Genomic DNA, 18,193 nt, shown 5'->3' on the forward strand with positions numbered 1-18,193 from the left:
CCTTTCGGATCCAGGTAAGTCATCCGGCCCAGGAACCTCCTTCCGAGTTCCTCCCGGCTGAGCCGGGGATACAAACAGAGCGCCTCGTGGCGCACAAGGCACGCTCGACCACCCAGCGCACCTTGCCCAGTCCGGACCCGTGGGCGACGCCGCGTCGTGCGATCAACGGCTTGATTCCGCGTTTCCGCAGTAGGCGGCGGTACTTGTCGAAGTCGTAGCCCCGGTCCGCGTGCAGACGCCGGGGCTTGCGGTGGGGACGTCCCCGCCGACCCCGAATCGGCGGAACGGCGTCCAGCAGCGGCAGGAGCTGGGTGACGTCATGCCGGTTCCCGCCGGTCAGCGTCACGGTGAGCGGGGTTCCTTGGCGGTCCACGATCAGGTGGTACTCGGAGCCGGAACGGGCGCGGTCGACGGGCGAGGGACCAACGTGATCCCCCCCTTTGAGGGCCCGGACGTGCGACCCGTCCACGGCACGGTCGTCCAGGTCCAGCAGGGCGGCGCGCCGAAGCTCGGCCAGCAAGGCGGCGTGCAGGCGTGGTCAGACGCCGGCCTCGGTCCAGTCCCGCAGCCGACGCCAGGACGTCACTCCGGAGCAGCCCACGGTCTCTGCGGGGACATCGCGCCACGCGACACCGGTCCGCAGCACGTACATGACGCCGGCGAGTGCTGCCCGGTCGGAAACACGCAGCCGACCGGGGTAGCAGCGGCGCCGTTCGGGAGCGGGCGGCAGCAGCGGGGCTACCCGCTCCCACAAGTCGTCAGGAACAAGATCAGCACGCACTCCTGACACCCTGCCGACAAGAACACTGAGCACAAGACCCGCAACTCAACTCACTGAAGCGATCAGTAAGGAGGCACGGCCCGTGGCACCCACCGCTGTTCGCGCCGCCGCCACGAATGCTGCGATCGCCGGGTGGGTGCCGCCGCCCGCGCGGAAAGCGACCTTCGAGCGGCGGAAGAGGGGCAGCCGGGTCAGGACCACGTCCTCGGGGGCGTGCGCGGTGGCCATCTCCGGTACGAATCCGGCGCCTTGGCCGATGGAAGCCAGTGCCAGGACCGTACGGAAGTCGTTGACCTGATGGCGGATGCGCGGCTGGAATCCGGCTGCCTGACAGGCGCGTACGGCCATCGCGTGACCGGTCGTGCCATCCCGTGCCGTGATCCATGGGGACATGGCCCACGGTCCGAGCTGCTCGGCCAGCGTTTCGCCACGGGTGACGCGACCGGTGGCGGGAGCGCCGCCGGTGGCCAGGTACATCGGCTCCTCCAGCAGGGGCACCTGGTCGACGGTGGTGTCCGGTGACGCGGGCACGAAGTCGTAGTCGTGAACGAGGGCAACGTCGAGTTCGCCGGCGCGTAGGCCGTCGGAGACCCGCGCCGAGTCGATCTCCTGCACCATCGGTTCCAGCGCGGGATGCCGCTGGGCCAGTTCGGCCAGCGTGGCGGGCACGATCGCGGGGCCGCCAGAGGGAAACGTCCCGATCCGCAGCGGCCCGCCGATGCCCTCGCGTGCCCCGGCCAGCTCGGAGACGGCCAGTTCGAGGCGTTCGAGGACGGCATCGGCGTGGGTGACGAGGGTGCGGCCCGCGGGGGTGAGCACCACCCGTCTGCCACTTCGTTCCAGCAGGGGTACGCCCGCCTCGCGCTCAAGCACGCTCAGCTGCTGGGAGACGGCCGAGGCGGTGAAGGTCAGCGCCTCGGCGACGGCCGCGATGGTGCCGCGTCGGTCGAGTTCGCGCAGCAGGTGGAGTCGTCGGACATCGAGCATAAGGTGAGCTTACGCACAAGCGAAGAAATATGAACTGGATCTACTGAGTTGGTGTCGGTCAGGCTGGGCGTATGAAGCCCGAAGCGAATCTCACCGGCCTGTTTGTCCCCTTGGTGACTCCGTTCACCGACGATCTGCGCCTCGCCCCGGACGCGCTCGCCCGCCTCGCCGACGAGGCGCTGTCGGTCGGCGGCGCTCGGGGACTCGTCGCCCTGGGCACCACCGCGGAGGCGGCCACGCTGACCACAGAGGAGAAGCGGGCGGTGGTCCGCATCTGTGCGGCCGCTTGCCGGGCACACGGAGCTCCGCTGATCGTCGGCGTCGGCACCAACGACACCGCCGCCGCCATCACGACACTGCGGGAGCTCGCTCAGAGCGGTGACGTCGCCGCGGCGCTGGTTCCCACGCCGCCTTACACCCGGCCCGGCGAGGCGGGAACGCTGGCGCACTTCACGGCACTCGCCGAACACGGGAGCCTGCCGCTGGTCGTCTACGACATCCCGTACCGCACCGGTCAGGCGCTCAGCACCAGCACGCTGAACGCGCTCGGGCACCTACCGGAGGTCGTCGGGGTCAAGTACGCGACCGGTGCGATCGACGCGGCCGCGATGGAACTGCTCGGCTCGTCGACACCGGGCTTCGCGGTGCTCGGCGGCGATGACGCCGTCATCTCGCCGCTGCTCGCGTCGGGCGCCCGCGGCGGCATCCTGGCGTCGGCCAATGTCCGCACTGCTGACTTCGCCGAGCTGATCTCGCTATGGCAGCGAGACGCCACCGGACCGGCCCGCAGGCTGGGAATGGAGCTGGCCCGGCTGTCCGCCGCGCTCTTCGTCGAGCCGAACCCGACCGTGATCAAGGGGGTGTTGCACGCCCAGGGCCGTATTCCCAGCCCGGCCGTCCGGCTGCCGCTGCTGGCCGCCTCAGCTGATTCGGTCCGGCTAGCGGCGGCCCTGTCCGCCACCAGGACCCACCAAGCCCACCAAACCCACCAAACCCACCAAACCCTCCAAGGGACCGCGGCCTGAGACAGACCCGCCTGCCACCCACTCCCCACATGGGCGAGCTGTCCAGGCGGCCAAGGCGGCGGGTCGATCCACAACGTGGACCTGTCAGCGGCTGTGACGATGAGATTGCGACGATGTCCGAATGACTGATGAGATCCGCAAGACCTACCTGCAGGCTGCCGAGAAGGCGGTGCACCTGCTGGCCACAGAGCAGGTAGCCCGACGCTGGGAGACCGAATCCGTGCTCCCCGGGATGTCAGTGGGTGGGCTGGCAGGCCACCTTGCGCGGAGCGTCCTCCAGGTCGAGTGGTTCCTCGACGGTCAGGTAGTCGGCGCGGAACCGGTGTCACCGGTTCGGTACTACGCGCGGCTCGCCGATACGTCGTTGCCGGACTCTGCGCTGAACGTCGGGGTGCGTGCCCGCAGCGAGGAAACCGCCGCAGCCGGCCCCGCTGTCGTGGCTGAGCAGGCCCGGGCAGCGTGGGTGCGGCTGGGCCAGAGGCTGAGCATGGAGTCGGCCGATCGGCGGGTGGCCGTCCTTCACCGGCCGGGAGAGGAGATGTTGCTCGACGGATACCTGCAGACCCGTTGCGTCGAGCTGGCGGTTCACCTCGACGACCTCGCGCTCAGTGTCGACGCGCCATGCCGAGTGCCCGATGCCGCGCTCGCCATCGCGGTGGATGTGCTCGTTGCCGCCGCCCGGGACCGGCACGGCGACCAAGCCGTGTTGCACGCGCTCGCCAGGCGAGAGCGTGACGTTGACCATGCCCTACGTGTGTTGTAGGTAGACGAACGACGCGCCGATCTCCACCAGGGGCTGCTCGAACTGGCCTGCAGCCTCATATGCTTCCGCCGCCTGCGAACCTCATTCTGAAACGATCAGTAAGGCCCATGCCACAGACACTGGCAGCAATTAACCCCTTCTTCAACCTGCACCTTTAACCCTATCGGACGACTGTCGAGGGGTGAGGGGCCAGCCCGGAACAACGGGCGCTGACGTGTCTCAGCGAAGTCTGGCGAGTCTCATCGAAGTTGACCATCAAGGTGGAGCGGTTTGTCCTGGCCGAGTACAGACGTCATGATCGCGGGATGACTGAGGAGACGGTTGTCGAGAAGACCTGGCGGCTCATGCTGGAGGGGCATCCCACGGCGCGACGGGGCGAGCCCGCAGTCATAGAGGCCGCCTACGCCGAACCTCGGCTGCGGGCCTTGTTCCCGTTTCCGAGCCACGGAGCGCTCACCTTTCACCGCAACACGCAGTTCCCGTGGAGCAACGACCTGCCGTTCATCGTGGGCGACGCGCAATCGTGCATCGTGTACGCGCCACTGGGTGCGTTGCCGCGCGTCCTGGGCGAGTCACTCGCACCGAATGAGGCGGCCGCGTTGGTGGTGGCCCACCTTCCGCACGACTGTGGGCCGGCATTCGAAGGGCCCTGGCCCCCAGCGGAGAGCTCCACCGACTGAACCAGTCACAGAACAGCAGCCGTGCCGGTCAAACTTCGCTGACACTGGTCACGCTTCCATGAGACGGGTCAGGCGCTCCTGTCCTCTGCCATCGAAGTTTGATCACTAGCGAGTTCGTGCCACCGAAGTTCGACCAGCGCGACCAGCAGCTCGTCCCGGAGCGGGTGGCATGGCTGTCAGTCGGACCAAGCCCCATGCGGCCATGAGCTACGCCTCACCTGTTCGGGAAGGATTCCGCCCCGCCGACGACGCGGCAGCGGCGGCGACTTTTGAGGACCTCTACCGCGAGCACATGAGGCACATGGGAGGCCAGAAGACGTGTCCGGGCCACGGCCTGTCGGGCGCTCGGCTCCGCGCTGTCACATCCCCGCCATACGCTTCCCGTCATGAGTGTCTCTCTCTACTACAGTGCGCACCGCACGACACCGCTGACCGAGGCCGAGTCGGCCTCGGTGGCGCGTGTCGTCGCCGCGCACACGGCGTCATTTCCGTACGACGACGAGGAAAGCCTGTACCTGTACGACGGGCATACGGCCGGGCCGCACGAGATCGTGGCCGGGTCCACCAAAATGCCGCCCGATCCCGGTCGCCTGATGCCCGTGATCGCCCATGTCCTGGACAGCGTGACGGAGTTGCGCCGGGCCATGCCGGATGCGGAGTGGCGTGTGCACATGGACGACCTCGACGTCCCGTGGGACGAGGCCGAAGGGTACGCCCTGCCCGGGATGCGCGACGCGGACCTGATCGCTGAGCTCGCAGCGGTCCACCGTGGAGAGATGCCAGCGGATGACGGAGGGGAGCACGGGAAAGGCCGTGGCGCCCACGCCTGAACAGCAGAGCCTCATCGAGTTCGGCGAGGCGTTGTGCCGTCGCATCGCTGCAGACGCCGATACAGGTCAGCCGACCGGTCGGTGCTCTTCTCCGGCTCCGCGCTCGATATCAGCGCCGCCCTGGTCGACTTCCGGGCCGGCCGGCGCACATCCGTGGAGCGGTTCCGGTATGAAGATGCGCGAGCGCCACGAGGAGAGCGCGCTCCTCCACCTCGGCCTCGATCCGCACTACAACATCTACGCGGCCAAACCAGGGGCTCTCCCGCTGGGGCCGACGGAGCCGTCGGCCCTGACGGCCGGCGTCCTCGGTGGAGGTGCGGCGGCGCAGGATCTCGTCGACGATCGGGTCCGCGGCGTCCTGGGGAGCGGCGAAGCCGCCCATCGTGCTGCTCATAACGGGTGAACGAGCGTCACCTCTCAGCGGATTCCCTGGAACCCGGATCCCAGGGCGCGCCGCCTGGGCCGACGTCGAGTTCGCGGGGGCGGCAGCGCTCCCGGTTCCGGCGGCGTGACCATCTCCCGCTCGTCATCCACGGGGAGGCCCAGGGCGCGACGGGCGGCGACCGCAGCAGCCGCCACCGAGACGAGGGCCTCCTCGACCTCCGGGGCGATCCTGCCGAGTGCCTCGGTCAGGGTCTCGATCGTGGTGAGGGCGTCTTCGGCGACCGCCTTGCTCCAGCCATCCGGCTCAACCTCGTCCGCGAGGTTGCAGGCTCTCACCGCCGCCTGATCGGCGTACTCCTCGACTTTGGACAGCGCCCGCTCCACCAGCTCCACGACGACGTCAACGCCGTGGACGCCCTGAGGCCACTCCCCGCCGCCGGCGTCGGCTGGCCGGCGAGCGCGACGGCGGCCAGCCGACGGCGGCGTCAAACTCTACTCATGCCGGATCCGGCTCGTCGTTGTCGTCGGCACGGAGCGTCAGGTCGAGGAGGCCCGGGAAGCGGGCGTCGAACTCCTCACGGCGCAGCCGGTTGAGGCGCTTGGTGCCTTGGTCGCGTTGTTCGACGAGGCCGGCGTCGCGCAGGACCGAGAAGTGGTGGCTCTTGGCAGCTCTGCCGACCGATACGTCGAAGTTGCTGCAGCTGAGCGTCCAGTCGGGGTGACGCGCCAGGGTGCGGATCAACTGGATGCGTACGGGGTCCGCGAGTGCGGACAGAGCGGTGAGAACGGGGACGACGTCGGGGTGGGTGTGTACAGGGGCTTGTCGGTGACCTGCGGATCCAGCCTGCTGCGACATCCCTCTGCCTCCTGCGCGGCACACACGTTTGCTTAATGTTCGACCTCCATCATACATTGCCGATGTTCGCTTCTGATTGAACATTCGGGGAGGGTGGTTTCAAGAATGCGCGCAGTCGAGTTCCAGGCGTACGGCGGTCCCGAGGTCCTGCAGATCGTGCCGACAGCGGTACCTGAGCCAGGGCCGGGCCAGGTCACGATCGACGCCGCGTACGCGGGGGTAAATTTCGCCGATATCAAGGCTCGCGCCGAGGGCTACCGGGTGACGTCACTGCCCTACCGCCCCGGTCTGGAGATTTCCGGACACATCCGGGCCCTCGGGGAAGGCGTCGAGGACCTGCTGGTGGGACAGGAAGTGGCCGCGCTCGTCGACGGCGGCGGCTATGCCGAGGTGGTCCTCGCCAACGCCTCAGCCGTGTTCGCACTGCCCGAGGGGCTGGACCTGCGCACCGCGGCGACCGTGCCGACCGTGCTGCCGACCGCACACGCCCTCATCCATGAGGTGGGGCGGCTACGCGCCGGGGAGAGCGTGCTGGTGCATGGCGCGGCGGGCGGCATCGGCACGGCGGTGGGGCAGCTGGCCCGGGCAGCAGGCGCCGGTGCGGTCTACGGCGTAGTCTCCACCGACGCCAAGGCCGAGTACGCCCGCTCCCACGGCTACGACGAGCTGTTCAGCACCGGCACCTTCGCCGAGGACGTGCACCGCGCTACCTGCGGCAGGGGCGTCGACCTGATCCTGGACCCGGTGGGCGGCGACACGCTGCGCCGCGGGCTGGACGCGCTGGCCGTCTTCGGGCGCCTGGTGTCCTTCGGTAACGCCAGCGGCGCAGAGCCCTGGCGGGCCGGGCAGAGCGAACTCTATGCGCAGGGCCGGTCTGTCGGCGGCTTCTCCGTGCTCGCTCTCGCTCAGAGTGCTCCCGATGCCGTCCGCACGCTCACCGAGCGGGCCCTGCGAGCCGTCGCCGACGGTGTGGTGTCGCTGCCCGTCACCGCCGAGTTTCCGCTGTCCGACGCGGCCGGCGCTCACCGGCTCATGGGCGGGCGCACCTCCACCGGCAAGCTGCTGCTGCGCATCGCCGGCTGACCGGACGCGCCGGGACACCTGGGCCCGGCCAGCCGGTCATCGTGCCGACCTCCACACACCTGCGGTCCGGGTCCCATGCCCGGCCTGAACGACTCCGGATTCCCTCATGCAGCAACATAGCCCAGCACACTCCATATCCACCCTCGCCGGAAAGGTTCCCGCACCCGCCCTCGTCCTGACCGGCGTGTGCGGCCTCCAGTTCGGCGCCGCCCTCGCCCCCCGCGTCTATCCTCAGGCAGGCGCGGCGGGTGTGGTCTTCCTCCGTCTGCTGATCGCCGGCGTGATCCTGTGTGCCCTGTGGCGCCCCCGGCCCGCCTCGCTCACCGCGGTCGAGGGGACGTGGAAGACGGTCCTGGCCGCCGGGGCGCTACTGGCCGGACACCACATCGCGTTCTTCGAAGCGGTCAACCACATTCCGCTGGGGATCGTCGCCACGATCGAGTTCCTGGGCCCCTTCGCCATCGCCCTGGCCGGCTCACGGCGAGCGCTCGACCTGATGCCCGCCTGCCTGGCCGCCGCGGGAGTGTTCCTGCTGGGCAACGCCGGCAGTTCGTCCCTGCCCGTGGCCGGTCTCGCGCTGGCCGCCGCAGCGGCCTGCTGCTGGGCCGGGTACATCCTCGTCTCCGCGCGCATGGCCACCCGTTTCAGCGGCGGCCAGGGCCTGGCCGCCGCCATCGCCTTCGCGGCCCTGCTCAGCGCCCCATACGGTATTGCCCAGGCGGGCACCGGCCTGCTCGACCCGCATGTCCTGTGGGTGGCCGCCGTCGCCGCCGTGGTCTCCAGCGTGCTGCCGTACTCCCTGAACTTGGAAGCCATGCGCCGCATCCCACCCCGCGTGTTCGGCGTCCTGACCAGCCTGGAACCGGCCGCAGGCGCCCTGTTCGGCCTGCTCATCCTCGGCCAGCACCTCAACTGGCCTCAGTGGCTCGGCATCGCCGCCGTCGCCAGTGCCTCCGCCCTCGCCACATGCTTGGGCGCCGGGAAGCGTCGCGCCTCCCGCGTCCGCGCCTCAAGCACTTCGCAGCCTGAGGGCGGCACCGCACGTGCCGAGGCCGACCTCCCCTCGGTCGCCTGAGCCCTTCCGTATCGCCCTTGCGGACACGTCGCAAGCACTTCCAAACTGCACCCACTGTTTACGAAGAGACGCTATTCCCACCCGCCGAACCCTTCTCGACCTGTGCCATCGCAAGCTGCACGATCGGGGTATGCGGGCAGGGAGCGCACTTCTCACAAACGACGGCGAGCTCAAGCAGTCAGCGCATCACCGCTGTTCAGAAGATCAGCGTAGACCTCTGCGGGAGTCCGGTAGCCGTGGGTCTTGCGCGGACGTTGGTTGAGCTCGTGGGCGATGGCGTCCAGGTCGGCCTGACGGAACGTTCGGAGGTCCGCACCCTTGGGGAGGTACTGACGAAGCAGCCGGTTGGTGTTCTCGTTGGTGCCCCGCTGACACGGGCTTCGCGGCTTGCAGAGGTAGATCGGCATCCTGGTCTCGGCGGTGATGGTCTGGTGCTCGGTGATCTCCCGGCCGCGGTCCCACGTGAGGGTCCGCCTCAGTTGCCGTGCCCGTCCGGTCGTGGGGCGGGCCAGCGGGTCGTGAACTCGCGCAGGGAGTCGACGAGGCGCCGATCGGGCGGGACTGGCGATACCACCCCATCTCCAACTGTTCGGCGAGAGCGGGCTGCTGGTGGAGCTGCCGCCCTGACCACCGGAGGGGCGTCCTCGAGGGGCAGGCTGTCCGCGAGTCCGCACGCCGCCTCCGCCGGCCGGTCTACCTCCCGACGCCAGAACACGCCCGGTCGATGCCGTACTCGCGGTAGCCGATACTGCGCCGTACAGGCTCGGGCAACAGCCCGAGCCTGGCGGTAGTGCCGCACGGCCCGCGGGATGACCCCGACGAGGGCGGCGATCTCGCCGATTCGCATGAGCCCAGTACAAACCATGACGTCCCGGCAAGGTCAAGGGCGGCCACGCGGCGGGTGGGCATACCCGGCACGACCACGTGAGGGGCGGCACGCGCGTCTGGCGCCCTCCTTGACCTTGCCGCGACGTCAGGGTTTCAACTGGTTCGCATCCGGCTCGAAGCAATACCGAGCTCGCGGGACGATCCCCCAGAGAGGACACCGAGATGACCACCACCGAGAAGAACATGACCCTGCTACGCACCGCGTACCAGCTTCTGGAGAGCGATGACCTCGACGCGGCCAAGCAGATGCTGACCGGGAACTTCATCGCCAACGTCCCCGGGAGCCCCGACCCGCTGCACGGCCGCGACATCTGGGGTCAGGGGGCAAAGATCATGAAGGACGCCTTCCCTGACCTGAAGATCACTGTTCAAGACATGTTCGGCGTCGGCGACAAGGTAACGGTGCTGGTCCACTTCCAGGGCACGCACCAGGGCGCGTTCCAGCAGTTCGAGGCGACCGGACGACAGGTCAGCTACCGGAGCGTCGAGGTCTACCGCTTCGAGGGCGACCAGATCGCCGAGGAGTGGGTCGCGCCGGACCTGATCAGCCTCATGCAGCAAATCTCGCCCACCCCCACCGGCCACTGACGCCGGCCGGCCCACCCGCCGCGTGCCACGCATCCAGTTGGATCGCCTACTTCTGTTGCTCCACCTCTCTCGGGCCGAGAGAGCCGTGTACGCCCCTCCCCTGATCAGCGAAGGGGCGTCCACACGGAGGTGGGCCGACCAGATGACTCAGGGCCCGGCCGCCGCCGGTCGGCGGCGCAAAGCTCTTGCCGGCGGGCGAATTCCGCGGCCAGTTTGGAGCGAGGCTGGTGCGGTCTGCCAGGCGTGAGGCACCAGGCCGCTGTCGACACCCCCAACCGAGTGGCTCCGCCCAAAACCGGCCGAGCACGGAATCATCCCGGGACTTCATATTGATCTGCACGAGTCTTGTTGCCATGTCTCAGATCCTAGAAGCTGCCGCCGGCCGGACCGCCGTGATCAGACATGTGCTCGACCCTGTGCGGACACTCCCCGCAGACCATCACCCGCGCACGCGTTTTGGGTTGGTCGGCCCATGGCTACGCGGCCCGGTCGGTCAGCAGGGCGATGGCGAACCGGGTCTGCAATGCGGCCAGCCTGCGGACCACCGGGACCGCGGTGGCCAGCAGGAACACCCCGATGGCGGTGTTGAAGCCGATGTCGGCGGCCTGCGAGGAGGTGTCGAATATCAGCTCGACTAGGCCCTGGTTGTCCTGCCCCCGAGGCAGGGACCACGACCAGGTGGCGTAGAGCAGCTCGCCGATGCCGCCGAGGGTCCATGTCAGTGCCACGCTGAAGGTGACGACCTGGAGCGGGAAGGCGACAACCAAATAAACGAGGTCGCGCCAGGACCGTGGATCGCGTACCGCGCGCAGCGTTCCCGCCCATCCCGTGCCGGACGGACGCGGGCGGTGCGACGGCAACGGGCGGCCGGTGACGGCCATGACGCGCCGGCGTTCCAGGTTGGCCAGGGCCCGGGCTGCTCGCAGTGTTCCGGCCAGGATTGGCAGCCCTGCCCAGACCACGAGGGTGGACACCCCGAGGGCGGCTCCGGTCACCGCGACAGTGAACGCCGCCAGCCCGAGCGGTAGTCCGGACAGCAGGTATCCCAGCTCGTAGCGGAACCGGCGGGCACCCGGCTCGGGTGCGGTGGGCGCCTGCGGCACAGTGAGGAGTGAGGTGGTCTCAGTCATGGGACTACGCTCACGGTTTCACGATGCCGCAGCGAGCCTGCTACCCGGCCACCGAAGGGTAGGGCTTACCCCACCCTCAAAAGTCGGGGTGTCGGGTTCAGTTGATGGTCGGCGTGAGAATGACTTGGCTATTGGTCGCTCGTAGCAGCACCAGTCCGTCACGGCCTGTCAGTGTGAACTACCAGATCGTTGGACCTTTGACAGGTGATCTTGACCGTTTGCCAGGTGCGTTTGACCTGGCAGGCAGCCCCGGCGTTCGTCGTTAGGCTCAGTCCCTATGACTGGCACCGACAGCGCGCACAAGCACCGCCTCCTCGTCCTGCACGACTACGGCATGGGCGGCTCGTGGTGGTGGGTCCATGCGCGGTCTGCGCGGGAAGTCCTCGAAACGTTCGCCTGGGTCGAGGTCGTCACTGATCCGGAGGCGGTGGCACGGTTCGAAGACGACGAGCTGGAGGAAGTCGACATCGACGCTCCTCTGATGCCTCCTGGTCTGGACAGCCTGCGTGCCGAGCGTGACCCGCAGCGTGGGCATGAGGGTTTCGGCGCGCTCGCGGGCCGGAACGTCGTGTACTTGCGGCGGCCATGGGACGAGGATGACGAGCCGGTTGTCTACTTGATGGAAATCGGGCCCGATGGGCGCCGGGTTCGCCAGGTGGAGCTCGCCGAGGATGGAACAGTCCTGCGCAGTGGCCCTGATGACTGGCCGTTCAACCCGCCGATCGTTGACCTCTTCGATCCCGCGCTGGCGGGCCAGGAGATCAGCCAACGCGAGTTCGAGGACCAATGGGCTGGGGCCCGCCAGGTAGGCCCCACCATGTAGGGCCCAGGCCCCAGCGGGTGAGTTTGACCGTCCGAGTCAGGCGGGTTCGTCCTCGACGGCGTCCGGATTCTCGTAGAGAGCCAGCTCGGCCTGTTGTGCGCGGGTGTTCCTGGCGTGGCAACGGGGCGTGCATGCACTGCGCGGGCTGGCCGCGGGTCGGATGAACTGTTACCCCGGCCACACTCGCCGTCCCGTTCAAGCAGGACGAAGCCGTCGGAGTACGTACTCCGACGGCCGGCAGAGGGCTCGAACAACCACGTTTGTGACGACGAAGTACCCCGGGCTCACCCAACCGTCCTCCTTGCTCACGAGGCCCGGACCGTCCTCGCGGTAGAAGCGACGCATCATGCGGCGGCGCAAAGGAGTCCCAGCCACGATCAGGACTGGAGCTGCAACGACTGCACCGGCCGTCACGGCGAGCCGGACTGCCTGGACCCTGGCGACGTTCTCGATCCGCATCGCTCCAGTCTGCCGATCGGGGAAGACTCGTCCACCGCTCTCACCGAATCCGGAACCCGGAACTCGTGAGCAGGACCAATCCCGTCTTGTGCGGCTCAGGAACAGGTACTTAGAACTCCCAACCGAATGACTTTTTGGGGTGGGCTCCTCGTTGCGGGTTGCTGTCGGGCAGCATGGGGCGATGGACTTCGATCAACCACTGCCTCGCGAGCTGAAAGGTGTTGATTCGTCCTCGCTGTTCAGGCTGGAGGAGCGGGCGTGTGACCTCGGCCTGAGCCAGCGCTTGGACCCGGCTTGGGTGCGAGCGAATACGGCGCCCAACGGCACCCACTACTTGTGGCCGGCCTTGTGGCACAGCCTGTCCCACCGCCCGGACGTTCCACGTCAGCTGCGGTGCGAGCTGTTGATCACTCTGCGTGCGGGACACCGCGTGGTAAGCCTGCTGGACGTGCTTCCCGACGATTTCACCCCGCTGTCGCGGGTGACCTCACGCGAGGAAGGAATGCAGGTCAGCCAGGTCTTTGACCATGCTCCTTCGGTCAGGGAATGGCTGCTGCGGGAGGGCGAGGGCTCGGCTCAGCTGTGACGGGTGTCGCCAGCAGATGAGTGGGCACCCCCGGGAGGAAGGCTTCGTGGTTGTCGTCGCGGAACTCCCGGCGGATCCGCAGCCGGCGGAACCAGTGCAGTCGGGCACGGCGCGCTCGACAACCCGGCGAGGGCGGCGCGCAGGCGTACCCGGACGGTGTTGTGATCCCCCAACCGGCAGTGTCGGCCACGAACGGGCTGAACTACCAGGTCGTTGGGGCTGCACCGCTGACGACCAGAGGACGAACCTCCACTGGCACTCCCCCGCGGACCATCAGGGTGTCCTCGCCCTGCGGGGGGGCGGCGGTCGGACCATCTCTACGATGTCCTGCCCGGATGACCCGGACGGGGCAGCTCGGACGACGGAGGGCGGGTTCGGCGCCTTGTGTCTCAGCAGGCGATCACCGGGCGGGGCCGGGGGCGCGGGGAGCAGCGCACCCGGCCGGCGGCATCTTCAGCCTCACGGGGCCGTCGGCGCGGGTTCGGGGAGCAGTCCCTGACCCCGCCGCAGACGGCCGTAGACAGCGGACGGGGTTGCCGCGTCTACAGCAGGTTGTAGCTCTGGAATCCGTGTCCGATCTTGACCGGCTTCGCGAACGGCGCCTGGGCGCTGCCGGTGCCCGAGTAGCGCAGCAGGTCGCCGCCGGGTGTCCGCGCGAGGAGGTCCGGCGTGCCGTCCATGTCGAGGTCGCCGACGGACAGCAGCCTGTCGTAGGCGTTCCACCCGCCGCCGATCCGGGTGCGGCCCGCGAACGGCGCCTTGTAGTCGCCCGTCCCCCGGTACAGCCAGAGCACGCCGGTCTTGTCCCTGGTGACGATGTCCGCCTTGCCGTCCCCGGTCAGGTCCGCCTGCCCGGCGATCTGGTCGTACTGCCCCAGCCGCCGCCGACCCGCGTGCGCGGGGTCAGCCGCCCGTCCTGGTAGGCGAGGTACGACCACAGCACACCGGTCTTGTCGACGCCGATGAGGTCTGCTTCCTTCGCCCCGCCGAGGTTGCCGGGCGAGAGGACGGTGGTGTACGTGTTCCAGCCGCGGCCGATGTCCTTGGAGTGGAGGTTCAGCCCGTCGCTCCCGCTGTAGGTCAGCAGGCCGTTCGTGTGCCGGTACCAGACGGCGTCGGCCTCGCCGTCCTTGTCGTTGTCGACGCGGAGCGCGTTGGCTACGCCCTCGAAGTTGATGGCCGCGTCGTACTGCGGCTCGAAGCCTCCTTCGCGGTCCGGGAAGTACAGGTACAGGTCCATGGTGCGCTTGTGTACCGCGGACATCGAGAAGCTCGGTGTCTGCACGACGGCTTCCCCCGCCGTGGCACCCCGCGCATCCCGCGCGTCGGACTGCCCGGACGCGATCGCCGTCGGATTCCCCGCCGCGACGGCCGTCCCCGCTGCCGCCGTCAGTGCCGCCACCGAAGCGGTGAAGGCCAGCGAGCCCTGCAGGCCGCGCGGACGTCGGGTGGAAGCCATCAGATTCCCCTTGTGAACTACCCATGAGGTGGCGGGACTTGTCTCCCCCGTACCGCCTCCCGCGAGGAGTCTCTCATGCGCCTCCGAGGCCCCGTCGGGCCCAGAACTGTAAGAAGAGCGGTGTCACTCCGGTCATGGACGAGTGCACCGGTGACCAGCGGGAACATCGCCGAGGCGTCCGGTTCGGGGGCTGTGCGGGCAGCAGTGCATGGCTGTTTCGTCGAGGAGCTCGTGGCCTGGGATCGAGCGGGGGTCTGGCAGTTGACCGGTGAGGGCGGGCTGCTCCCCGGCAGCCGACGAAGCGGCTACTGGAGTCCGCTGATGGTCGGTGCGTGCGGATGGCGTGGCCATTCGTCATCCGTGTCAAGACCAGGCCGCCGCGGTCTGTCGATGTGGACTACCAGGGTGTTGGGGCTGCATCGCTGACGATCGGAGGACGAATCTCCACTGGTACTCCCCCGCAGACCGTCGCTCAGGGGAGGTACGTCACTGCCGGGAAGGCAGGGGACGGCCCGTCGAGCAGGTGTCCCCGGCGGTGGCGCAGGTGCTCGTCGAAGAACGCGAGGGGGTACGCCTGCTGGATTTTCACCGCCTGGTCGGGATCGAGGGTGCCGATCACGTCCTGAAGCTGCTGCCCGCTCCATCCGAACAGCTTCGCCACCTGTGGGAACAGCGCCTCATTGTCACCGTAGGAGATGTGGACGGCGCCCTGGGCCTGGATGTTCAGCCGCCAGCCCCGCAGGTGCGACCAGAATGCGGCCGCCTCGGGATCCGTGGCCCGGGTGAACTCGGCGGACATCATCATGAACGGCCGGTGCAGGTCGCCGGTCAGTGGCGGGTTCATCTGCATCGGGGCGTCGAGGCTCAGCCCGGCCCGGATGCGCTCGTCCGCGAGCGTGGCGCAGGCCGTGGCCGTCCCGCCCTTCGACCAGCCGAACGCGCCCATCCGCCGCGGGTCGAGGGAGCCGAGGAGCCCGGCCGGCAGCTGTCTGTGGTCGACGTCGGGATTGCACCCGGCGGCGAGCTGCTCGACGCAGTCGAGGAGGAAGCGCAGATCGGCGGCGAAGTCCCCTGGGCGCGTCGGCGCCTGCCTGTCGTGGAGCGGGACGGCGACCCGGCCGTCGGGGAACTCGGTGTACGTGTCGTACTGGTGAGCCACCGTCACAGCCACGTATCCGTGGCTGACGAGCTCCTGGACCATGACGGTGTGGTCGCCCTGGTGGCTGTGCGCGCCGTGCGAGAACAAGACGACGGGCAGCCGTCGGCCCGACCGCCGTACCGGAGCGCCCACGTGGCCGGCGGTGAGCGGCCCCAGGGAGGCCAGTTCGCTGAACCCCGCGTCGGTGAGGAACGCCTGGAGTGCGCCGGGCGGCATCCAGGGCGCCACCGGGCACCGCTCGACGTTCCGGGCGGGGTACCAGACGGTGGCCATCAGCTCGCGGAAGTGCCCGGGGCCCGCGATGTCGTCCGGACGCGACCGGTCGACGAGGTGCAGCTGGACCGTGCCCACCGGGTACGGCCCGGTCGGCCCGGGCAGCACGAGCCGCGTCGCCGCGGGGGCGGTCGGGACGGGGGCGGTCGGGACGGGGGCGGCCCACGCGGGGCCGGCAGCGCCGGCAAGCGGCACGGCGGCACCGGCGGCCAGCGCGGCTCCCAGCATGCCGCGGCGCGTCATGCCCTTCCGGCTGATGAACGACGTGGTGGTGGTCATGGGCCCTCCCGTGATGACGGCTCGTCAACCGTGCCGCGACGGGGCGTCCGTGGGCACAGAGGAACGCTGTCACGCGCCGCTCCCGCGCGGCATCGGCCCACCGTTTGATTGCGTCGCTCGGGCATTGGCCCACGGGTTTACACCCTGGGGCTGACGCAGCCGCCGGTCGGGGCCGGCGGGGGCGCCGGAGCCGCAGCTCTGGAGGCGTCCGCGTGACGCGGCGCGCGGCCTTCCCCGGTAGGCCCCGGCGGGGCGGGTGCCTGGGCTCAGTCGGTATCGATGCCGCGCGCGGCGAAGACCTCCGCCGCGTTCGGCACCGTCAGGACGCCGTCGTCCACGAAGGTGACCTCTCGCAGGTTGGGCAGCAGGGCGAGGTCGTCGAGCGAGCGGACGTCGAACAGGTCGTCCTCGCCGTCCCAGGCGGGGGCGCAGTGCCGGAAGACGTCCGCCCCGGCGTCGAAGCACAGCTCCTCGACGCGGGCGAGCAACTCGGCCGGGATCTCCAGGGCCTCGAAATGGGCCCGGGACTGCGGAAGTACCTCCGCGTGGAGGCCGTTTGCCAGGGCGTAGGACGCGGGGTCGGCGACCCCCCGCTCGGCCAGCCGCATGGGCAGGTCGTAGACCGGGAGGAGCGGCTCGGGGCCGTACATGAGCTCCTCGATGACGAGCAGCTTGAGGTTGAAGTCGCGGAACTGGCTCATGGGGCATGAGTACCACGGAGGTACGACACCGGTCCTCTGCCCGGCCGCCGACCGGGCGGGGGAAGGCTGCGGACCGGGCCGTATCGCCGGCCGGGACCGGCCCCGTTCAGGCCGCCGTGGCGGTCGGCATGTGAAAGGCGCATGCCGTGGTGGACGTGGAGTCTTCCGGTGCGGACTGCTCGTCTTCGGCCTGGCGTCGCTCGCGTGTGCCCTCGCCCCGTCCCTCGGCGTGCTCGTCGCCGCCCGGGCCGTCCAGGGGATAGGGGCCTCGATGCTCAGTCCGGTAGCCCTGGCGATCGTGGTGAACGCGATGCCCGACCCGCAAGAGCGGGCCCGCGCGATCGGGGTGTGGGCCTCGGTCTTCGGGCTCAGCATGGCGGCGGGCCCGGTCACCGGCGGGGAGCTCATCGCCGCGTTCGGCTGGCGGTCGGTCTTCTGGATCAACGCGCCGGCAGTCGTCGCCGCTCTCGTCCTGGCCGCCGTGTTCGTGCCGGAGTCCCGCGGGCAGCGCGCCCGGCGCCTCGACCTGCCCGGCCAGGCGCTCCTCTGCCTCTCGGTCGGAATCCTCATCGAAGGACCCCACATCGGCTGGACGTCGCCCGCGGCCCTTGCCGGTTACGCCCTGACCGCGGCCGCCACGGCCGGCTTCGTCCTCGTCGAACTGCGCCGCGGCGAGGCGGCCCTGATGGACCCCGGCCTCTTCCGCCGACCGCCGTTCGTCACCGCGGTACTCGGCGCGACGGCGGTGTTCGTCGCGCTGAACGTGACCCTCCTGCTCAACACCTTCTACCTCCAGCACACCCGTGGCTGGACACCACTCGCGACCGGCGCCGCGACCCTGCCCATGGCGCTCGGAGCCACTGTGTGCGCGCCCTGGTCCGGCAGCCTGGTGAGCCGTCTCGGACCACGCCGTCCGCTGACCCTCTCGGGCGGATTCACCGCGGCCGGTGGCCTGTGCCTGGTCAACCTGGACCAGGACACGAGCGTGTCGCCGATCCTCCTCGCCTTCCTGCTGATCGGCATCGGCTTCGGCTTCGCCAACGCCCCCCTGACCAACACCGCGGTCAGCGGCCTGCCGCCGTCCCGGGCCGGAGTAGCGGGGGCGATCACCTCCACCTCGCGCCAGGTCGGTGCGGCCATCGGCATCGCCATCGCCGGCGCCCTGATCGCGGACACCGGCTCCGTCGGCCTCGCTACCGAGACCCGTCCGGGATGGCTGCTCGTATCGGCCTGCGGACTCTTCCTCCTCGTCACCGCCCGCACCACGCAACCACGACCCGCCAGGACCCCCTAGTGACCTGAGTCAGAGATTCGGTGGCAGTAGGCGGCAACCTTGTCGAGGATCTCGTCGGCCGTCTTCGTCCAGATGAAGGGCCGGGGGTGC

20 protein-coding genes and 3 pseudogenes are annotated in these 18,193 nt (G+C 69.4%); 11 read left to right on the forward strand and 12 right to left on the reverse strand.

Going from position 1 to position 18,193, the window contains the following annotated elements; genetic code table 11:
• Nucleotides 1-97 precede the first annotated feature (97 nt).
• Nucleotides 98-781: pseudogene (locus tag ACIBG6_RS39165) on the reverse strand (IS5 family transposase); the annotation flags it as partial.
• A gap of 45 nt (nucleotides 782-826) precedes the next feature.
• Entirely contained in the window at nucleotides 827-1,768 is a 942-nt protein-coding gene (locus ACIBG6_RS39170; protein WP_399227550.1) for a LysR substrate-binding domain-containing protein, read from the reverse strand.
• Between the two features lie 71 nt (nucleotides 1,769-1,839).
• Between ACIBG6_RS39170 and dapA the strand changes: the two genes are divergently transcribed.
• The 5 genes from dapA to ACIBG6_RS39195 all read left to right on the forward strand — a co-directional run bounded on the left by dapA (nucleotide 1,840) and on the right by ACIBG6_RS39195 (nucleotide 5,469).
• Complete coding sequence (gene dapA / locus ACIBG6_RS39175; protein WP_399227551.1) at nucleotides 1,840-2,793, forward strand: 4-hydroxy-tetrahydrodipicolinate synthase; 954 nt, start codon at nucleotides 1,840-1,842, stop codon at nucleotides 2,791-2,793.
• 121 nt (nucleotides 2,794-2,914) lie between these two features.
• Nucleotides 2,915-3,556, forward strand: a complete 642-nt coding sequence (locus ACIBG6_RS39180) for a maleylpyruvate isomerase N-terminal domain-containing protein (protein ID WP_399227552.1) — start codon at nucleotides 2,915-2,917, stop codon at nucleotides 3,554-3,556.
• A gap of 248 nt (nucleotides 3,557-3,804) precedes the next feature.
• The gene (locus tag ACIBG6_RS39185) at nucleotides 3,805-4,236 is read left to right on the forward strand and encodes a DUF6193 family natural product biosynthesis protein (RefSeq protein ID WP_399227553.1); all 432 of its coding nucleotides are present in this window, start codon (nucleotides 3,805-3,807) and stop codon (nucleotides 4,234-4,236) included.
• Between the two features lie 386 nt (nucleotides 4,237-4,622).
• Nucleotides 4,623-5,066 carry a hypothetical protein gene (locus ACIBG6_RS39190; protein ID WP_399227554.1) on the forward strand — a complete coding sequence of 148 codons (444 nt, stop codon included), beginning with the start codon at nucleotides 4,623-4,625 and terminating at the stop codon, nucleotides 5,064-5,066.
• A 169-nt stretch (nucleotides 5,067-5,235) separates the two neighbouring features.
• Nucleotides 5,236-5,469, forward strand: coding sequence for a hypothetical protein (locus tag ACIBG6_RS39195; protein WP_399227555.1), 234 nt, complete (start codon nucleotides 5,236-5,238; stop codon nucleotides 5,467-5,469).
• Between the two features lie 14 nt (nucleotides 5,470-5,483).
• On the opposite strand, the gene ACIBG6_RS39200 is transcribed toward ACIBG6_RS39195, so the two are convergent.
• Both ACIBG6_RS39200 and ACIBG6_RS39205 read right to left on the reverse strand, forming a co-directional pair.
• Nucleotides 5,484-5,843: a hypothetical protein gene (locus ACIBG6_RS39200; protein WP_399227556.1), complete on the reverse strand. Its 360-nt coding sequence runs from the start codon at nucleotides 5,841-5,843 to the stop codon at nucleotides 5,484-5,486.
• Nucleotides 5,844-5,946: 103 nt separating this feature from the next.
• Nucleotides 5,947-6,306, reverse strand: coding sequence for an ArsR/SmtB family transcription factor (locus ACIBG6_RS39205; RefSeq protein ID WP_399227557.1), 360 nt, complete (start codon nucleotides 6,304-6,306; stop codon nucleotides 5,947-5,949).
• A 105-nt stretch (nucleotides 6,307-6,411) separates the two neighbouring features.
• Here ACIBG6_RS39205 and ACIBG6_RS39210 point away from each other — a divergent pair, with 105 nt between their 5' ends.
• Both ACIBG6_RS39210 and ACIBG6_RS39215 read left to right on the forward strand, forming a co-directional pair.
• Complete coding sequence (locus ACIBG6_RS39210) at nucleotides 6,412-7,389, forward strand: zinc-binding alcohol dehydrogenase family protein (RefSeq protein WP_399227558.1); 978 nt, start codon at nucleotides 6,412-6,414, stop codon at nucleotides 7,387-7,389.
• Nucleotides 7,390-7,495: 106 nt separating this feature from the next.
• The gene (locus tag ACIBG6_RS39215) at nucleotides 7,496-8,464 is read left to right on the forward strand and encodes an EamA family transporter (protein WP_399227559.1); all 969 of its coding nucleotides are present in this window, start codon (nucleotides 7,496-7,498) and stop codon (nucleotides 8,462-8,464) included.
• 170 nt (nucleotides 8,465-8,634) lie between these two features.
• On the opposite strand, the gene ACIBG6_RS39220 is transcribed toward ACIBG6_RS39215, so the two are convergent.
• Both ACIBG6_RS39220 and ACIBG6_RS39225 read right to left on the reverse strand, forming a co-directional pair.
• Complete coding sequence (locus ACIBG6_RS39220; protein WP_399227560.1) at nucleotides 8,635-9,138, reverse strand: IS30 family transposase; 504 nt, start codon at nucleotides 9,136-9,138, stop codon at nucleotides 8,635-8,637.
• A 49-nt stretch (nucleotides 9,139-9,187) separates the two neighbouring features.
• Nucleotides 9,188-9,311 (reverse strand): annotated as a pseudogene (locus tag ACIBG6_RS39225) (MerR family DNA-binding transcriptional regulator); the annotation flags it as partial.
• 203 nt (nucleotides 9,312-9,514) lie between these two features.
• On the opposite strand from ACIBG6_RS39225, the gene ACIBG6_RS39230 reads away from it, so the two are divergent.
• Nucleotides 9,515-9,940 (forward strand): ester cyclase, encoded by a 426-nt coding sequence (locus ACIBG6_RS39230; RefSeq protein WP_399227561.1) that lies wholly within the window; start codon nucleotides 9,515-9,517, stop codon nucleotides 9,938-9,940.
• Between the two features lie 238 nt (nucleotides 9,941-10,178).
• On the opposite strand, the pseudogene ACIBG6_RS39235 reads toward ACIBG6_RS39230, so the two are convergent.
• Both ACIBG6_RS39235 and ACIBG6_RS39240 read right to left on the reverse strand, forming a co-directional pair.
• A pseudogene (locus ACIBG6_RS39235) lies at nucleotides 10,179-10,295 on the reverse strand (VOC family protein); the annotation flags it as partial.
• Between the two features lie 121 nt (nucleotides 10,296-10,416).
• Nucleotides 10,417-11,070 (reverse strand): sensor domain-containing protein, encoded by a 654-nt coding sequence (locus ACIBG6_RS39240; RefSeq protein ID WP_399227562.1) that lies wholly within the window; start codon nucleotides 11,068-11,070, stop codon nucleotides 10,417-10,419.
• A 277-nt stretch (nucleotides 11,071-11,347) separates the two neighbouring features.
• On the opposite strand from ACIBG6_RS39240, the gene ACIBG6_RS39245 reads away from it, so the two are divergent.
• A complete protein-coding gene (locus tag ACIBG6_RS39245; protein WP_399227564.1) occupies nucleotides 11,348-11,893 on the forward strand; it encodes a hypothetical protein in 546 nt (181 codons plus the stop codon).
• 640 nt (nucleotides 11,894-12,533) lie between these two features.
• A complete protein-coding gene (locus ACIBG6_RS39250; RefSeq protein WP_399227565.1) occupies nucleotides 12,534-12,938 on the forward strand; it encodes a hypothetical protein in 405 nt (134 codons plus the stop codon).
• A gap of 542 nt (nucleotides 12,939-13,480) precedes the next feature.
• Here ACIBG6_RS39250 and ACIBG6_RS39255 read toward each other — a convergent pair.
• The 4 genes from ACIBG6_RS39255 to ACIBG6_RS39270 all read right to left on the reverse strand — a co-directional run bounded on the left by ACIBG6_RS39255 (nucleotide 13,481) and on the right by ACIBG6_RS39270 (nucleotide 16,809).
• Nucleotides 13,481-13,732: an FG-GAP repeat domain-containing protein gene (locus ACIBG6_RS39255; protein WP_399227566.1), complete on the reverse strand. Its 252-nt coding sequence runs from the start codon at nucleotides 13,730-13,732 to the stop codon at nucleotides 13,481-13,483.
• 44 nt (nucleotides 13,733-13,776) lie between these two features.
• Entirely contained in the window at nucleotides 13,777-14,397 is a 621-nt protein-coding gene (locus ACIBG6_RS39260; RefSeq protein ID WP_399227567.1) for a hypothetical protein, read from the reverse strand.
• Between the two features lie 472 nt (nucleotides 14,398-14,869).
• A complete protein-coding gene (locus ACIBG6_RS39265; protein WP_399227568.1) occupies nucleotides 14,870-16,108 on the reverse strand; it encodes an alpha/beta hydrolase family protein in 1,239 nt (412 codons plus the stop codon).
• A 266-nt stretch (nucleotides 16,109-16,374) separates the two neighbouring features.
• Nucleotides 16,375-16,809, reverse strand: a complete 435-nt coding sequence (locus ACIBG6_RS39270) for a DUF6892 domain-containing protein (RefSeq protein ID WP_399227569.1) — start codon at nucleotides 16,807-16,809, stop codon at nucleotides 16,375-16,377.
• Here ACIBG6_RS39270 and ACIBG6_RS39275 point away from each other — a divergent pair.
• Entirely contained in the window at nucleotides 16,808-18,103 is a 1,296-nt protein-coding gene (locus ACIBG6_RS39275; protein ID WP_399227571.1) for an MFS transporter, read from the forward strand. The two genes, ACIBG6_RS39270 and ACIBG6_RS39275, sit on opposite strands and share 2 nt — an antisense overlap.
• Nucleotides 18,104-18,193 lie beyond the last annotated feature (90 nt).

Origin of the sequence: Streptomyces sp. NPDC050842, assembly GCF_044456565.1 — a bacterium.
In the GTDB taxonomy this organism is placed as follows: Bacteria; Actinomycetota; Actinomycetes; order Streptomycetales; family Streptomycetaceae; genus Streptomyces.

Excerpts from the sequence above, each read along its gene's own strand:
- ACIBG6_RS39170 (WP_399227550.1), bottom strand. The coding sequence starts at position 1,768 with ATGCTCGATGTCCGACGACTCCACCTGCTGCGCGAACTCGACCGACGC.
- dapA (WP_399227551.1), top strand. The coding sequence starts at position 1,840 with ATGAAGCCCGAAGCGAATCTCACCGGCCTGTTTGTCCCCTTGGTGACT.
- ACIBG6_RS39180 (WP_399227552.1), top strand. The coding sequence starts at position 2,915 with ATGACTGATGAGATCCGCAAGACCTACCTGCAGGCTGCCGAGAAGGCG.
- ACIBG6_RS39190 (WP_399227554.1), top strand. The coding sequence starts at position 4,623 with ATGAGTGTCTCTCTCTACTACAGTGCGCACCGCACGACACCGCTGACC.
- ACIBG6_RS39195 (WP_399227555.1), top strand. The coding sequence starts at position 5,236 with ATGAAGATGCGCGAGCGCCACGAGGAGAGCGCGCTCCTCCACCTCGGC.
- ACIBG6_RS39205 (WP_399227557.1), bottom strand. The coding sequence starts at position 6,306 with ATGTCGCAGCAGGCTGGATCCGCAGGTCACCGACAAGCCCCTGTACAC.
- ACIBG6_RS39210 (WP_399227558.1), top strand. The coding sequence starts at position 6,412 with ATGCGCGCAGTCGAGTTCCAGGCGTACGGCGGTCCCGAGGTCCTGCAG.
- ACIBG6_RS39215 (WP_399227559.1), top strand. The coding sequence starts at position 7,496 with ATGCAGCAACATAGCCCAGCACACTCCATATCCACCCTCGCCGGAAAG.
- ACIBG6_RS39230 (WP_399227561.1), top strand. The coding sequence starts at position 9,515 with ATGACCACCACCGAGAAGAACATGACCCTGCTACGCACCGCGTACCAG.
- ACIBG6_RS39240 (WP_399227562.1), bottom strand. The coding sequence starts at position 11,070 with ATGACTGAGACCACCTCACTCCTCACTGTGCCGCAGGCGCCCACCGCA.
- ACIBG6_RS39245 (WP_399227564.1), top strand. The coding sequence starts at position 11,348 with ATGACTGGCACCGACAGCGCGCACAAGCACCGCCTCCTCGTCCTGCAC.
- ACIBG6_RS39250 (WP_399227565.1), top strand. The coding sequence starts at position 12,534 with ATGGACTTCGATCAACCACTGCCTCGCGAGCTGAAAGGTGTTGATTCG.
- ACIBG6_RS39260 (WP_399227567.1), bottom strand. The coding sequence starts at position 14,397 with ATGGCTTCCACCCGACGTCCGCGCGGCCTGCAGGGCTCGCTGGCCTTC.
- ACIBG6_RS39265 (WP_399227568.1), bottom strand. The coding sequence starts at position 16,108 with ATGACCACCACCACGTCGTTCATCAGCCGGAAGGGCATGACGCGCCGC.
- ACIBG6_RS39275 (WP_399227571.1), top strand. The coding sequence starts at position 16,808 with ATGGGGCATGAGTACCACGGAGGTACGACACCGGTCCTCTGCCCGGCC.
- ACIBG6_RS39270 (WP_399227569.1), bottom strand. The coding sequence starts at position 16,809 with ATGAGCCAGTTCCGCGACTTCAACCTCAAGCTGCTCGTCATCGAGGAG.